The following is a 14,509-nucleotide window of genomic DNA, read 5'->3' as shown; positions in this document are numbered from 1 at the left end:
AAATAAAAAAAAGCCGCGTCCCCAATGGCGACGCGGCTTTTCGTTTGTCAGATGGTGTGGCTTAGCCAACCAGCTCCAGACCGGAGAAGAAATACGCGATTTCAACTGCTGCGGTTTCTGGTGCGTCGGAACCGTGAACAGAGTTTTCACCAACGGATTCAGCGAATTCTGCGCGGATGGTACCAGGTGCTGCGTCTGCTGGGTTGGTTGCGCCCATGACTTCGCGGTTTTTCGCGATGGCGTTTTCGCCTTCCAGAACCTGTGCAACGATTGGTGCAGACGCCATGAATTCGCAGAGTTCGTCGTAGAAAGGACGCTCAGCGTGAACGGCATAAAACACGCCTGCTTGCGCTTTGGTCAGGTGAATACGCTTTTGTGCAACGACGCGCAGGCCAGCTTCTTCGAATTTTGCGTTGATCGCGCCGGTCAGGTTGCGGCGGGTGGCGTCAGGTTTGATGATAGAGAACGTGCGTTCCAGAGCCATGATGATCCCTCGGATTAAAGATTGAATTGCGCGCGCACTACCATGGGCAGCGCCCCTTGGGAAGCCTAAAGGCGCGCGATCCTATCGGGTTTTCTCCAGAAACTTATCCACAGAAAATTTGAAGCCTCCTACAGAGATTTTAGACCCCTATATTGATTAACCATAATAGGTATGATTTTCATATTAACTATGGAAAGAGACTCTACCCCCGATCCGATGATCCATGCCATGGCCCATGTGGGTGGCAAGTGGAAGCTGATGATCCTCTATGTGATCGACAATGGCTCCAACCGTTTTGGCGCGATGCAGCGCGAGATCCCGAAGATCACGAAACAAATGCTGTCCCAGCAGCTTCGCCTGCTTGAGGCGGATGGGCTGTTGAAGCGCAAGATTTTCGCCGAGATCCCGCCGCGTGTGGAGTATTCCCTCACGAAACGCGGACGCGCGCTTTTGAAGGTCGTGAATGCGATGAAAACCTGGGGCGAACAGGATCTCGCGGCCTCGGAAAAACCTGAAGAAAAGTCGCAACTGGCGATGGACCTCTAAGCGCGCATTGACTTTGCCCTTTGGCTGCGAGAAGTCGGGGGCATGTTGCGCATCTCTGATATCAATTATGCCGTTGCCGGACGTCCTTTGTTTGAGGGTGCGTCTGCGGTAATCCCCGATGGCCATAAAGTTGGCCTTGTCGGGCGCAATGGCACCGGCAAAACAACTCTGTTTCGCTTGATCCGCGGAGAACTGGCTTTAGAGAGCGGCGATATCGCCCTGCCCAAACGCGCGCGTATTGGTGGCGTTGCGCAGGAAGTGCCCTCCTCTGACGTTTCATTGCTGAACACGGTTTTGGCGGCTGACACGGAACGCGCGGATCTCTTGGCCGAAGCCGAAAGCGCCACAGACCCAACAAGTATCGCCGAAATTCAAACCCGACTGGCCGACATTGACGCCTGGAGCGCCGAGGCGCGGGCGTCCTCGATCCTCAAAGGGCTTGGGTTTGATGATGCCGAACAACAACAACCTTGTTCAGACTTTTCAGGCGGTTGGCGCATGCGCGTGGCATTGGCCGCCGTTCTGTTCGCGCAGCCAGACCTTCTGTTGCTCGACGAGCCGACCAACTACCTCGACCTCGAAGGCGCGCTCTGGCTGGAAAGCTATCTCGCGAAATATCCGCATACGGTCATTATCATTTCCCACGACCGGGGATTGCTCAACCGCGCCGTCGGCTCAATCCTGCATCTCGAAGACAAGCAGCTCACGTTCTACCAAGGCCCTTACGATCAATTCGCCCGCCAGCGCGCCGAGAAACTGGCGCAGGCCGAGGCGATGGCAAAGAAACAAGAGGCCCGCCGCGCGCATTTGCAGAGCTATGTGGATCGGTTCCGCTATAAGGCCGATAAGGCGAAGCAGGCACAGAGCCGTCTGAAGGCTCTGTCTAAGATGCAGCCCATCGCCAGCCCGCAAGAAGCGGCGCTTCGGGCCTTTGCGTTTCCCTCACCCGAGGAATTGTCGCCGCCCATTATCCGTATCGAAAGTGGCAGCGTGGGCTATGGCGAGGTGCCTGTCCTAAAACGCATGAACCTGCGGATCGATCAGGACGACCGGATCGCTTTGCTGGGAAAGAACGGTCAGGGTAAATCAACCTTGTCGAAACTTCTGTCCGATCGGTTGGGTCTAATGGACGGCCGGATTGTCAAATCCTCCAAGCTGCGCATCGGCTATTTCGCGCAGCATCAGGTGGATGAGCTGTTTATCGACGAGACGCCTCTAGACCACCTGCGCCGAGAGCTTAAGGAAGAGCTGCCCGCCAAGCTTCGCGCACGCCTTGCGGGTTTTGGCCTGACCGCAGATCAGGCCGACACTGCCGTTGGCCAACTGTCAGGAGGGCAAAAGGCGCGGTTGTCTCTTTTGCTGGCCACTTTGGACGCGCCGCATCTTCTTATCCTCGACGAACCGACCAACCACCTCGACATCGAAAGCCGCGAGGCTTTGGTGGAGGCTCTGACCAACTATTCCGGCGCCGTGATCCTTGTGAGCCACGACATGCACCTCTTGTCGATGACCGCGGACCGGCTTTGGCTCGTGAACGACGGCGGTGTCGCGCCCTTTGACGGAGACCTTGAGGCCTATCGCGACATGCTCTTGACACGCGAGAAAACCGATACGCCAAAAGACAAACCCAAAGCACCCAAACGCCCCTCACGCGATGCCATTCTTGCGTTGCGCGCTGAGGTGCGCAAATGCGAGGATCGGGTGACCAAGCTGACCGAGATGCGCGAAAAGCTCGACGAAAAACTCGCCGATCCGACGCTCTATGATGGCAGCAAAACAAATGACATCGCGGTTTGGCAAAAGAAACATGCCGAAGTCATCGACGCGCTGGATCGCGCTGAAAGGCTTTGGATGGACGCACTGGAAAAGCTAGAAACAGCAGAGGCTTAGAGGAGGGAATTATGGCAGTAGATACAGCATTCCTCATTACGTCCTTTGTGACGCTTTTCGTGATTATCGACCCCATCGGCCTTATGCCGATCTTTATCGCCTTCACGCCCGGCATGTCTGCGCAACAGAGGCGCGCGGTGGCGTTTCGATCCTGCATCATCGCCTTCTTCATCCTGGCGCTCTTCGCGTTTTTTGGCGAGGCGGTTCTGGGTTTCGTCGGCATCTCAATGGCCGCCTTCAAGATCGCAGGCGGCGTGCTCTTGTTTCTGACCGCGCTTGATATGTTGTTTGAAAGGCGGCAAGAACGCCGCGAAGGCCGTGTGACCGAAGTTCCCGATCCTTCGGTCTTCCCCCTCGCCATTCCGATGATCGCAGGCCCCGGCTCTATTGCCACTGTGATCCTGCTCTCCGGTCAAATCGACGGCATCCAAGGCCCAATCCTGATCCTTGGCGTCGCCCTTGCCGTCATGCTCGTCGCCGTTGCGCTCTTTATGGCCGGCAACCTGCTGGAACGTGCACTCGGAGATATAGGGATCAACGTGGTTACTCGCCTTCTGGGCATGCTACTTGCGGCATTGTCGATACAGTTCATCCTTGATGGGCTCAAAGATTTTGGTTTTGTCTAACATTTCAGTCCTTTGAGCCCTATATCGGTTTGACGGAGGACTGAATGTCAGAATTTGAAATCATGCATCTGGTGTATCTGGTGGCGCTGTTGGTCTTTGTGGCCTTCTCGCTGAGCCCGATGTTTCGTGCGAATTTCTGGCGCACCATTCAGCAATTGATGATCTGGGGGCTGATCTTTATCGGCGTGGTTGTGGTGATCGGGTCCTGGGATAATATCCGTTCTGCTGCCCTGCCCCCACAAGTCGCCTATTCCGAGGATGGCACGATTGAAATCCCGAAATCCTATGACGGACATTTCTATGTGACCGCTTTGGTCAACGGGGCCGAGATTGATTTTGTCGTGGATACCGGTGCCTCTGATTTGGTGCTGTCTCAGAAAGATGCGGTTTCAGCGGGCTTTGATCTGGAGACTTTGGAATTCCACGGTCGCGCCATGACGGCCAATGGCGAAGTTCGGACTGCACCGGTGAGATTGGACTCGGTTGCTTTGGGCAAGTTTGACGACAAGAACGTGCGCGCGCGGGTGAATGGCGGGGACTTGGATATCTCGCTTCTGGGAATGAGCTACTTGAACCGGTTCCCCACGATCACAATGACACGCAATCAACTTGTCCTATCGCGTTAGGTGTGACGCTTAAGCGTCTGCAGTATCACGCTTTTTGACCCAGTTCCCTGTTTCTTCGGACCAATACTGCGCCGCGCATCCCGCATCTGTCAGCGCTTTCCATTGCTGTCGAGCTCGGTCCATTGCCGCGGGGTCGTGGCCGTCAAAAAGGATGCAAACACGATCCGAGGCATTCACCTCCTCGGGTGTGATCTCTGCCCCATCGACGCCCATGATGCATCCGGCGCCGTTTGGGTTGTCTACGGCCGCAGTTAACAGAATTGGCTGTAGCGCATCATGCGGGCCTCCGGCCTGCCCATGCGGCAGGAAATCCTCTTCGCGGCCCAGCCAGAGCTTCTGATCCAGCCAATCCATCCGCGCGGCCTCTGTGCCCCTGACCAAGACTGTCCAACCCGCGCCACGCGCCTTCTCCAGAAGGATTGGCAGCGTGACCTCAAGCGGGCGTTGCGTCAGGTGATAGAAAAAGGCCGCGCCCATGGGTTATTTGGCCTCAAACATGTCTTCGACCAAGCGGTTAAGCGCCAAAACGCCCCAACCTGTCGCGCCTTTGGGGGCATAGGCTGTGTCTGCCTTGACCGAAGCGACACCCGCGATATCCAAGTGAATCCAAGGGGTTCCATCCTGCACGAAGCGATGCAAGAACTCTGCAGCGGTGATCGAGCCCGCCGGACGTCCGCCGACGTTTTTCACATCCGCAATGCGGGATTTCAGCTGATCGGCATAGGCTTTGCCCAGAGGCATGCGCCACGCGCCCTCGCCTTCAGCGGCGGCGGCTTTGAGGAAGGCGTTGCAGAGTTTGTCGTCGTTGGAAAACACACCTGCGTTCTCATGGCCCAAGCCGATGATGATCGCACCGGTGAGCGTCGCTAAGTCGATCATGCCCGCAGGTTTAAAGGTTTCTTGGGCGTAGTGCATGACGTCGCACAGAACCAAACGGCCTTCGGCGTCTGTATTGATGACTTCGATCGTGTCGCCCTTCATCGAAGTTACAACGTCGCCCGGACGCGTGGCATTGCCCGACGGCATGTTTTCAACGAGGCCCACAAGGCCGACCACATTCGCCTTGGCTTTGCGCAGAGCCAGCGCGCGCATCGCGCCAGCAACAACGCCAGCGCCGCCCATGTCCATGGTCATGTCTTCCATGCCACCCGCAGGCTTGAGAGAGATGCCGCCCGTGTCAAAGACAACGCCTTTGCCGACCAGCGCTAGCGGCGCGTCGTCTTCCTCGCCGCCAATCCATTTCATCACGACAACCTTAGAGGGGCTGTCGCTGCCTTGACCGACGGACAAAAGGCTGCCCATGCCAAGTTCTTCGAGCTTGTCTTCTTCTAGAACCTCAACGATCAGGCCGATATTTTGCATATCTTCCAGACGGTTGGCGAATTCTGTTGTTGTAAGGTGGTTGGCCGGTTCATTGACCAGATCACGAGTGAAGAACACGCCCTCCGCAATCGCCAAAAGCGGCGCGCTGGCCTCTTTCAAAGCCGCTGGTGTCGTCGACATGACCGTCACTTTGCGCGCGTCTTCCGCTGGGGCTGCCGTTTTATGCGCGTCAAACCCATAGTCTCGCAGCGCCATGCCCATAACGATTTGCGCGGATTGTTTGTGGTTGCCCAGGCAAGCTAGCACTTCCGCATCTCCGCGTGCCTTCGCCAACGCCACACCTGCGGCGCGCGCTTCTTCGATTGTCGCGCGTGGCTCGAGGCAGATCACATCCACCGCTTTGGCCGCCATACCGACCGGATAAGCAAGCACCCGCGCATCGCCGGTTTTGATGCCCGCTTCTACCAAACGTTTCACAGCCCCTTTGGTCAGACGATTGACCCTGCGTGCGGCGGTGTCCATGCGCCCTTCCGCGCCCACCAGAATGGCCACACGGCCTTCAAATCCTGCGATTTCGTCAATTTCGACGTCCTGAAACTCAAAACTCAGCGGTGATACCACGGGGATGCTCCTGTTTTCTGTTGCCCCAAGAGTTAGCCCGCCCGTGCCCGCTTGACCAGATAGCAGTTTTCCACAGACGCTAAATGCTTTATAAAAGGTCAACAAAAAGAAAACTGAGGAGCGCAGGTGTGAACAGATTCGACCGCTATATGCTGTCGCAATTCATGACGCTGTTCGGCTTTTTCGCGCTGGTTCTAGTGTCGGTCTATTGGGTCAATCGCGCGGTGGTGCTGTTTGACCGTTTGATCGGCGACGGCCAGTCGGTTTTCGTGTTTTTCGAATTCACCGCTATGACGCTGCCCAATGTGGTCAAACTTGTGCTGCCGATTGCGGTTTTTGCGGCGGCCTGCTACGGCACCAGCCGCCAGATGGCGGACAGTGAATTGACGGTTATGCAGGCGACGGGGTTCAGTCCGTGGCGATTGGCGCGTCCTGTGTTCACCTTTGGTCTGTTCATTGGGGTTATGATGGCTGTTTTGGCGAATTATCTCGTGCCGCTGAGCCTGGATCGTCTGGACACCCGCGAGCGCGAGATCGCAGAGAATGCAACGGCGCGATTGCTGACCGAAGGTGTGTTCATGCATCCCAATGAGCATGTGACCTTTTACATTTCCGAGATCTCACCCGAAGGCGTCCTTAAGAACCTCTTCATGTATGATCAAACCTCTGAGGATCAGACGCTTATCTATTCAGCGGACGAAGCCTATCTCTTACGCGACGAGAACGGCCCCAAACTGATTATGGTGGACGGCTTGGCGCAGATTCTGACGGATGACGGTTTGCGACTCTACACGACAAACTTCGGTGATTTCACCTACGACATCAGCGAGTTTCTCAACTACAACAGCAACCGGTTGAAAGCGCTGGAGCGCACGCCAACGCTGGAACTGTGGCAAGAGCCTCGTCGTTTGGCCGCGGTTTTGGCCTGGCAAGTGCGTGAGACCGAACCGGATCTCAATGGAATGGGCTGGGTTCAAGCCGAACGTCACGGTCGGATCGCGGCTATCACGATGTGTATCGTTTCAGCCCTCGTGGGGTTTGCCACCTTGCTGTTGGGCGGATTTAGCCGCTTTGGTGTGTGGCCTCAAACCGTCGGAGCCTTCGCGCTCTTAGTTATTTTGGAAGCCATGAAGAATGCCTTGGTCAACACAGTCCGCTTGGATCCAAACATGTGGCCCACGCTCTACGCGCCAACGATTCTGGGTGGGCTGCTGGTGGCCTTGATGCTCGCAAGCCGCGCTTATCCGCTGCCTAGTTTGCGGTGGGTTGCGTCATGACAATGCACCTCTATTTCGCGCGCCGCTTTTTCGTGTACTTCCTTGGGCTCACAGCAGTCTTCTTTGTTCTTTTAGTGCTGTTTGACCTGATGGAGCAACTCCGTCGTTTTAGCGTTCAGGAGTTGGGGATTGTCCGCATTTTGCAAATGCTCGTGTTGAACGTCCCAAAAGAACTCTATCAGATCTTTCCGTTAATAATGATCCTCAGCTCACTGGTTCTATTTCTGAACCTCGCCCGCAGCAGTGAGCTGGTCGTGGCGCGAGCAAGTGGTCGTTCTGGTCTCATGATCCTTCTCGCGCCTGTCAGCGTTGCACTTGGGATTGGCCTCTTTGGTGTCACGACGATGAACCCGATCGTTGCCGCCACCACTAAGCAATATGACCAACTCGCCCTCTTCTATCGCACAGGCGCAAGCCGCGCGATTTCGATTGGGTCAACCGGCCTCTGGCTGCGTCAAGGTGGAGATGATGGGCAAACGGTGATCTATGCGCATGGTTCGAACCATGACGCTTCTGTCTTGGTGGACGTGGACTTTGTCACCTATCGCGAAGGTGGCGGCCCGAGCCAGCGTATCCGTGCCGCTCAAGCAGAACTGCGCACCGGTGAATGGCATTTGACCGACGCAAAGATCTGGCCGCTGGATCGGGGAATAAATTCAGAGGCCCAATCTGAAACACGCGCGGAAATGACGATTTCGACGACGCTAACCAGCGACCAAATCCGCGATAGTTTTGGCAAACCACGCACGGTATCTGTCTGGGAGTTGCCGCAGTTGATCGGCCAACTTGAGGACGCAGGCTTCTCCACACGGCGTCACCAGATGTGGCTGCAGCTCGAGCTCAGCCAGCCGGTGTTCCTTGTCGCCATGGTGCTCGTGGCTGCGGCCTTCACCATGGGGCATACGCGCATGGGACGCACGGGATTGATGAGTCTAGCGGCAACACTCTCGGGGTTTGGACTTTATTATATCCGGAACTTTGCACGGATCCTTGGCGAAAATGGACAAATTCCGATAGAACTCGCAGCATGGGCCCCGCCTCTGGCGTCTGTGCTTTTGGCCCTTGGGTTGGTTTTACATATGGAAGACGGGTGACGATTTGCGCGCACTAAAACGCATATTGATGCTCGCTGCGACATGCAGCAGCTTCGCGCTGACCGCTCCTTTATGCGCGGCGCCGTCTGAGCAAGTCGTGCTGCTTGCGGATTCCGTTTTCCTGCGTGGCAATAGCATACTGACCGCGACAGGCAACGTCGAGGCGATCTCGGGTGAAGCCGTGCTTACGGCCAGTAAGATCGTTTATAATTCGGTCACAGACCAAATCACCATCACCGGTCCAATTACAGTCACCGACGGAGGTGCTGTCGAGATCTTTGCAGACTTTGCCGAGCTTGATTCAGCCCTGCAAAACGGTCTTCTAACCAGCGCCCGATTGGTTCTGGACCAACAGGTCGAATTGCAAGCCGATAGCATTCAGCGCATTGATGGGACCGTCTCTGAACTCAATACCGTTCAAGTCACATCCTGTAATACCTGCGCTGAAGGCGAGACGCCACTTTGGTACATACGCGCGAAGAAAGTCACGCATGACGCTGAAGACAAAAAGCTTTTACTCGAAGAGGCTCAGCTGCGCATCTTGGATGTGCCGGTCTTTTACCTACCGCGCATGCGCCTTCCAGATCCAACACAGGACCGTGCGACGGGCTTTCTGATCCCCTCGATTCAGCAACGTTCTCGCATCGGTCTCGCAGCCAAGATCCCCTATTTCATCGCCATCGGTGATCACCGCGACCTGACACTAACTCCGTATTTTTCGCGAAATATGACAACACTAGAGGCGCGTTACCGCCAGGCGTTCCGAACGGGTGAAATCACTCTGAACGGAGCGGTGACTGATGATAACTTCAGCGGGTTCAACTCTCGTGGATATTTGTTTGCCGAAGGCGAATTTGCCCTGAAGCGCGACTATACACTGTCGTTTGATGCGAAGTTCACCAGCGATCAGGCCTATCTGCTGGATTATGACTATGGCGCGTTTGACCGCCTCAATAGTGAATTGGCTTTGACCCGCGCATCACGGGATGAGAACACGCGGTTTGCCTTTAACCATTTCCGAAGTCTTCGTACGACTGAAGACAACGAGACCATCCCGACCTTGGTCTTGTCTGCTCAAACTCAGAACCGTATTCAACCTGCCTTTGGTGGTGAAGTGCTGTGGGAGCTTGAGTTTCATTCCCATGCACGAGAGTCTCAGATCACGACCGATGCCAATGCCGATGGCATCGTCGATGGGCGCGATGTGCATCGTCTGAACGCTGAAGTCGGATGGCGGGATTCCTGGTGGACACAAGGCGGATTTAATTTTGGCGTCGAATCTCACTTGGCTTTTGATGTTGTCAACACGGCGCAGGATGCCACCATCACAACGACCAATTACTCTGAGGTTACCCCGTCCGTCGCGGCCAATATGCGCTATCCATTGCAACGCATGACGGCCTCTGGTGCGCAACAGGTGATTGAACCCGTCGCGCAACTTGCTTGGTCCGGTGGCACGACGCGCGATGGGGCGACAAGTGACGCAATCGCGAACGACGAGAGCTCAAGAACCGAATTTGACGAAGGCAATCTTTTGTCTCTGTCCAGATTTGCATCTGATGACCGTCGAGAACGCGGGGTGAGACTCGCCTATGGCCTGAACATGTCTCACTTTGGCGAAACTTGGAATGCGGGCCTGTCTTTTGGACATATCATTCGGGAAGCAGATCAGGACAGCTTCTCTGTTTCTTCCGGCCTAACCGGTCGCGCGTCAGACCTCTTGGTCGCGGGTCAGATGACACATGATAATGGACTTAGCATCACCGGACGCATGTTGCTGGATGAACAGATATCTCTGACCAAAGCTGAAGCAAGTGGAGGTTGGCACAACGACCGTCTCGGGGTGAATGCCTCTTATGTTTGGTTGGGACAGGATGCTGAAGAGAACCGTCCGGACATTCTGGCGGAATGGAACCTCGACAGCAGCTATCGCATGACCCGCCATTGGACAGGCCTCGCGAACTGGCGTTTTGATGTGGCGGACAACCGAACCACGGAAGCAGGCGTTGGGCTGGAATACCGCAATGAATGCGTGAAAGCACAATTGGCTGTTTCACGCCGCTTTACATCCTCGACCAGCGTGCAACCGGTCACAGATTTGAGTTTTACTGTGGAATTGCTTGGTTTTTCCGCCAAGACACGCGACAAGAGCTATAGCCGAAGCTGCAACGATGCAGCCTACTAAGACAAAGACCTAGGTGACTGAACGCATGACACATAAGATTTTTGCCGCTTTCCTGAGCCTTACACTGGGCATGATGGGTACTCTGGCATCAGCACAGGGACTGTTTTCACCGGCAATCAAGGTGAATGACGGGGCTGTCACCTATTATGAACTGGATCAGCGCATCAAGTTCATGCAGTTCATCAACCGACTGGGCGATCTTGAAACATTGGCCCGCAAGGATCTGGTAGAAGACCGCCTAAAGGCACAGGCCGCAGCGGAGCTCGGAATATCTATTAGCGCAGAGCAATTGGCAGCAGGGCTCGAAGAATTCGCAGGCCGCGCGAACCTGAAAGCTGACGAGGTTATTGCGCTCATGGCCGAGGCGCAGATTGACCGGCAGACATTTGAGGATTTCGTCCGCAACGGTCTGTTGTGGCGAGAAGTCGTTCAACTGCGCTTCCGTGGCCGCGTTCAGATTTCTGACGAAGAAATTGACGCAGCCCTTGGCTCTGGCGGCCAAGCTGGCTTGCAGGTGCTTCTGTCCGAGATCGTAATTCCGATCAACGCGCAAAACCAGGCGCAAGTTCAGGATCTGGCCTCACGTATTTCAAACCTTACCACGGAATCGGCCTTTGCGGATGCGGCTCGGCGTTTCTCGGCTGCTGGCACACGTACCAATGGCGGGCGTATGCAATGGCTGCCGATCAATCGCCTGCCACCAGCACTACAACCGGTAGTGGTCGAAATGCGCCCCGGCGAGATCTCGGACCCGATCCCACTGGGTAATGCCATTGCGGTTTTCATGATGCGCGGTATCGACGAATTGCCATCACCCGCCCCGCGTTTGGCAGCGATCGAATATGGCATCCTACGCATTCCCGGAGGTCGTAGCGACGCCGCTTTGGCGCAAGCGCAGGACATTCGCAATCGTGTCGACACTTGCGATGACCTCTATGCCATCAACAAGGGCGGTCCTGACGAAGCTTTGACCATCACCGCGGAACAACCAAGTGCGATCCCGCGGTCTATTTCGCTCGAGCTGGCTAAGCTTGACCGCCACGAGGTCTCGACAGCTCTGACCAGCCCCGATGGATCGCAACTCTATTTCCTGATGCTCTGTGGCCGTACGGCTGCGTTAAACGAAGACCTCAGCCGCGAAGACGTGTTGAATGCGCTGCGCAATCGTCGTTTGAATTCCTACGCGGAAGGCTATCTTGATCAGTTGCGCTCTGAAGCGGTGATCGTTCAGCAATGACCCAAAACATCGCGCCGATTGCCCTAACCTGCGGAGAACCCGGCGGGGTTGGGTTGGAGTTGGCTGAACGAGCCTGGGAGGTCTTGCGCACCGAGCTGCCTTTCTTTCTGATCGCCGATCCCCGGCATCTTTCCGGACGCGTGCCTTTTAAAGAGATCGCGGACCCGTCAGACGTCGACCGCGTGATCGAGACGCATTTACCTGTGCTTAGCCATTCCTTTGCAGGCGATGCGCGCCTCGGGAGTGCGGATCCCAAGAATGCACTGGGCGTGATCGAAGCCATAGAACGCGCGGTGTCGCTAACGCGCTCAGGCGCGGCAAGCGCGGTCTGCACGGCTCCAATTCATAAGAAAGCACTGAAGGACGGCGCGGGGTTTGCCTTTCCTGGCCATACGGAATTTCTGGCGCATCTGGCGGGCGCGGATCGAGTGGTCATGATGCTGGCCTGCGATCAGCTGCGCGTGGTGCCGACAACGATCCACATTCCTCTGCAGGATGTCGCGCAGACCCTGACCTCTGAACTCTTGGAAGAGACGATCCGGATCACCGTCAACGACCTTAGAAATAAGTTTGGCGTTGCGTCGCCGCGTGTGGCTGTCTCGGGCCTCAACCCGCATGCTGGCGAAGGTGGGGCGATGGGACATGAGGACGATCAGATCATCGCGCCCCTTGTCGAAAAACTGGCCAAGGAGGGAATGGCGATCACTGGCCCCCTGCCCGCCGACACGATGTTTCATGCCCGTGCCCGTGCTGCCTATGATGTGGCCGTCTGCATGTATCATGATCAGGCTTTAATCCCGATCAAGACGTTGGATTTTGACCGTGGTGTAAACGTAACCTTGGGTTTGCCTTTCATTAGGACTTCGCCCGATCATGGCACGGCGTTCGATATCGCCGGTAAGGACATTGCCAAGCCCGACAGTTTGATCGCTGCCTTGCGTATGGCGCGCGACATGGCTATGGCGCAGACAGCGGCAACGGCTGCGCTTTGAGTATTTGGGGCAAGATGAAATATGGCCGGAATTGATCAACTTCCCCCTTTGCGTGAAGTGATTGGCGCACATGGTTTGTCTGCCAAGAAGTCCTTGGGACAAAACTTTCTGCTCGATCTGAACCTGACGGCCAAGATTGCGCGGCAAGCGGGCGATTTGTCTGACTGTGATGTGCTCGAGATCGGCCCCGGCCCCGGTGGTCTGACACGCGGGCTGCTAGCTGAAGGCGCGCGTAAGGTTCTGGCGATTGAAAAGGATGCTAGGTGCTTACCGGCGCTGGAAGAGATCGCAACGGCTTATCCAGACCGTTTGCAGGTGATCAACGGGGATGCTTTGGAAGTGAACCCCCTAGAGCACCTGACTGGACCGATCCGCGTTGCGGCCAACTTGCCCTATAATGTTGGCACAGAGCTTTTGGTGCGTTGGTTAACGCCTAAAGTCTGGCCGCCGTTTTGGCAGAGCCTGACCCTGATGTTTCAGAAAGAAGTGGCCGAACGGATCGTGGCGCAGCCGGGATCAAAGGCCTATGGGCGTCTGGCAATCCTTGCCCAGTGGCGCTCTGAGGCCAAGATCGCGATGCATTTGCCGCCCGGCGCCTTTACGCCTCCGCCGAAGGTGAGCAGTGCTGTGGTGCATCTGACCGCGCTGGAGACGCCAAAGTTTGAAGCGGATGCTGAGGTCTTGAGCCGCGTGGTCGCCAAGGCGTTCAATCAGCGGCGCAAGATGTTGCGAGCTGCCCTCAAAGGTGTGACGGCTGATATTGAGGATCGCCTTCAAGCCGCTGGCATTGCCCCGACAGAACGCGCGGAGAATGTCTCGCTTGAAGCCTTTTGCGCTTTGGCACGTGAGGTTGCCAAAAAATAACCCCGGCCTGAACCGGGGTTTTCTTTATTCAGCGGCTTTGGGCTCTTCGCTGGGCGCAGCCTCTGGCTGAGGCTTGCGCCGGCGCGGCTTGCGCTTCGGCTTTTCAGCAGGCGCTTCGGCTTCTGGCGTTTCCACCAGACCCGACTCGCCGCTGTCGGCAACTTCCATGACATCAGGTTGCGGAGCGTCGGCTGGATCTGCGGTCGGTGCATCAGACTGCCCCTGCGCCTCGCGTTCCTGACGTTCCATACGGGCTGCACGTTCACGGTCGCGTTCGGCCTGACGGTCGCGGTTCTGACGTTCCTGTTCCTCGCGACGAGCTTCCATTTCACGCTGTGCTTCTGCCAGCATGCGCAGATAATGTTCTGCGTGCTGTTGGAAGTTTTCCGTCGCAACCCGATCGCCGCTCAATTGGCTGTCGCGGGCGAGTTGGTTGTATTTGTCGATAATCTGTTGCGGGGTGCCGCGCACCTTGCCTTCTGGGCCGTTGCTGTCAAACACACGGTTGACGATATTGCCCGAAGGACGATTGCGGTTGTTCTTATTCCGCGAACGGGATTTCGAAGATCTCATTGTTTGCTGTCCAAACTCTGGAATGACTGCTTTTTGACCCGGACGCTTGAGATGCCCTTATGCATCTTCGGTCCATGTTTTCTGGGGTTTTCATCTTGCGGGACCTGCGAAACGCCGTCCTGCGCTCAGATACAATACCGTTACCTCTCCAGTGCGGGGCTGACAAGGGTA

General features: G+C 56.2%; 14 protein-coding genes. 10 read left to right on the top strand and 4 right to left on the bottom strand.

What is annotated here, in order from left to right; genetic code table 11:
- Window positions 1–61: 61 nt before the first annotated feature.
- The gene (gene ndk, locus HZ995_RS14020) at window positions 62–484 is read right to left on the bottom strand and encodes a nucleoside-diphosphate kinase (protein WP_209356284.1); all 423 of its coding nucleotides are present in this window, start codon (window positions 482–484) and stop codon (window positions 62–64) included.
- 189 nt (window positions 485–673) lie between these two features.
- On the opposite strand from ndk, the gene HZ995_RS14015 reads away from it, so the two are divergent.
- The 4 genes from HZ995_RS14015 to HZ995_RS14000 are packed head-to-tail and all read left to right on the top strand — an operon-like array spanning window position 674 to window position 4,172.
- Window positions 674–1,030, top strand: coding sequence for a winged helix-turn-helix transcriptional regulator (locus tag HZ995_RS14015; RefSeq protein ID WP_209356283.1), 357 nt, complete (start codon window positions 674–676; stop codon window positions 1,028–1,030).
- Between the two features lie 42 nt (window positions 1,031–1,072).
- Window positions 1,073–2,920 carry an ABC-F family ATP-binding cassette domain-containing protein gene (locus HZ995_RS14010; protein WP_209356282.1) on the top strand — a complete coding sequence of 616 codons (1,848 nt, stop codon included), beginning with the start codon at window positions 1,073–1,075 and terminating at the stop codon, window positions 2,918–2,920.
- A gap of 11 nt (window positions 2,921–2,931) precedes the next feature.
- Window positions 2,932–3,546: a MarC family protein gene (locus HZ995_RS14005; protein ID WP_209356281.1), complete on the top strand. Its 615-nt coding sequence runs from the start codon at window positions 2,932–2,934 to the stop codon at window positions 3,544–3,546.
- A 44-nt stretch (window positions 3,547–3,590) separates the two neighbouring features.
- On the top strand, window positions 3,591–4,172 hold the full coding sequence (locus HZ995_RS14000; RefSeq protein ID WP_209356280.1) for a retropepsin-like aspartic protease family protein: 582 nt from the start codon (window positions 3,591–3,593) through the stop codon (window positions 4,170–4,172).
- Window positions 4,173–4,181: 9 nt separating this feature from the next.
- Here the strand turns inward: HZ995_RS14000 and HZ995_RS13995 are convergent, their stop codons facing one another.
- Both HZ995_RS13995 and HZ995_RS13990 read right to left on the bottom strand, forming a co-directional pair.
- Window positions 4,182–4,649, bottom strand: coding sequence for a DNA polymerase III subunit chi (locus HZ995_RS13995; RefSeq protein ID WP_209356279.1), 468 nt, complete (start codon window positions 4,647–4,649; stop codon window positions 4,182–4,184).
- 3 nt (window positions 4,650–4,652) lie between these two features.
- A complete protein-coding gene (locus tag HZ995_RS13990) occupies window positions 4,653–6,116 on the bottom strand; it encodes a leucyl aminopeptidase (RefSeq protein WP_432417977.1) in 1,464 nt (487 codons plus the stop codon).
- Window positions 6,117–6,244: 128 nt separating this feature from the next.
- Between HZ995_RS13990 and lptF the strand changes: the two genes are divergently transcribed.
- The 6 genes from lptF (at window position 6,245) to rsmA (ending at window position 13,765) form a co-directional block, all read left to right on the top strand.
- Window positions 6,245–7,393, top strand: a complete 1,149-nt coding sequence (gene lptF / locus HZ995_RS13985; protein ID WP_209356278.1) for an LPS export ABC transporter permease LptF — start codon at window positions 6,245–6,247, stop codon at window positions 7,391–7,393.
- Window positions 7,390–8,487: an LPS export ABC transporter permease LptG gene (lptG, locus tag HZ995_RS13980; RefSeq protein WP_209356277.1), complete on the top strand. Its 1,098-nt coding sequence runs from the start codon at window positions 7,390–7,392 to the stop codon at window positions 8,485–8,487. The genes lptF and lptG overlap by 4 nt, the downstream gene beginning before the upstream one ends.
- A gap of 97 nt (window positions 8,488–8,584) precedes the next feature.
- Window positions 8,585–10,672 carry an LPS-assembly protein LptD gene (locus HZ995_RS13975; RefSeq protein WP_209356276.1) on the top strand — a complete coding sequence of 696 codons (2,088 nt, stop codon included), beginning with the start codon at window positions 8,585–8,587 and terminating at the stop codon, window positions 10,670–10,672.
- A gap of 25 nt (window positions 10,673–10,697) precedes the next feature.
- Window positions 10,698–11,909 carry a peptidylprolyl isomerase gene (locus HZ995_RS13970; protein WP_209356275.1) on the top strand — a complete coding sequence of 404 codons (1,212 nt, stop codon included), beginning with the start codon at window positions 10,698–10,700 and terminating at the stop codon, window positions 11,907–11,909.
- Complete coding sequence (gene pdxA, locus HZ995_RS13965) at window positions 11,906–12,901, top strand: 4-hydroxythreonine-4-phosphate dehydrogenase PdxA (protein WP_209356274.1); 996 nt, start codon at window positions 11,906–11,908, stop codon at window positions 12,899–12,901. The genes HZ995_RS13970 and pdxA overlap by 4 nt, the downstream gene beginning before the upstream one ends.
- 21 nt (window positions 12,902–12,922) lie before the next feature.
- Window positions 12,923–13,765: a 16S rRNA (adenine(1518)-N(6)/adenine(1519)-N(6))-dimethyltransferase RsmA gene (gene rsmA, locus HZ995_RS13960; protein ID WP_209356273.1), complete on the top strand. Its 843-nt coding sequence runs from the start codon at window positions 12,923–12,925 to the stop codon at window positions 13,763–13,765.
- 24 nt (window positions 13,766–13,789) lie between these two features.
- Here rsmA and HZ995_RS13955 read toward each other — a convergent pair whose 3' ends face one another.
- On the bottom strand, window positions 13,790–14,338 hold the full coding sequence (locus tag HZ995_RS13955; protein ID WP_209356272.1) for a DUF4167 domain-containing protein: 549 nt from the start codon (window positions 14,336–14,338) through the stop codon (window positions 13,790–13,792).
- Window positions 14,339–14,509 lie beyond the last annotated feature (171 nt).

It is taken from the genome of Cognatishimia activa (assembly GCF_017798205.1).
In the GTDB taxonomy this organism is placed as follows: Bacteria; Pseudomonadota; Alphaproteobacteria; order Rhodobacterales; family Rhodobacteraceae; genus Cognatishimia; species Cognatishimia activa_A.
Note: the sequence above shows the minus strand (reverse complement) of the source record. Positions and strands in the feature narration are given on the sequence as shown.

Coding starts and splice junctions, on each gene's coding strand:
- ndk (WP_209356284.1), bottom strand. CDS start 484: ATGGCTCTGGAACGCACGTTCTCTATCATCAAACCTGACGCCACCCGC.
- HZ995_RS14015 (WP_209356283.1), top strand. CDS start 674: ATGGAAAGAGACTCTACCCCCGATCCGATGATCCATGCCATGGCCCAT.
- HZ995_RS14010 (WP_209356282.1), top strand. CDS start 1,073: ATGTTGCGCATCTCTGATATCAATTATGCCGTTGCCGGACGTCCTTTG.
- HZ995_RS14005 (WP_209356281.1), top strand. CDS start 2,932: ATGGCAGTAGATACAGCATTCCTCATTACGTCCTTTGTGACGCTTTTC.
- HZ995_RS14000 (WP_209356280.1), top strand. CDS start 3,591: ATGTCAGAATTTGAAATCATGCATCTGGTGTATCTGGTGGCGCTGTTG.
- HZ995_RS13995 (WP_209356279.1), bottom strand. CDS start 4,649: ATGGGCGCGGCCTTTTTCTATCACCTGACGCAACGCCCGCTTGAGGTC.
- lptG (WP_209356277.1), top strand. CDS start 7,390: ATGACAATGCACCTCTATTTCGCGCGCCGCTTTTTCGTGTACTTCCTT.
- HZ995_RS13970 (WP_209356275.1), top strand. CDS start 10,698: ATGACACATAAGATTTTTGCCGCTTTCCTGAGCCTTACACTGGGCATG.
- pdxA (WP_209356274.1), top strand. CDS start 11,906: ATGACCCAAAACATCGCGCCGATTGCCCTAACCTGCGGAGAACCCGGC.
- rsmA (WP_209356273.1), top strand. CDS start 12,923: ATGGCCGGAATTGATCAACTTCCCCCTTTGCGTGAAGTGATTGGCGCA.
- HZ995_RS13955 (WP_209356272.1), bottom strand. CDS start 14,338: ATGAGATCTTCGAAATCCCGTTCGCGGAATAAGAACAACCGCAATCGT.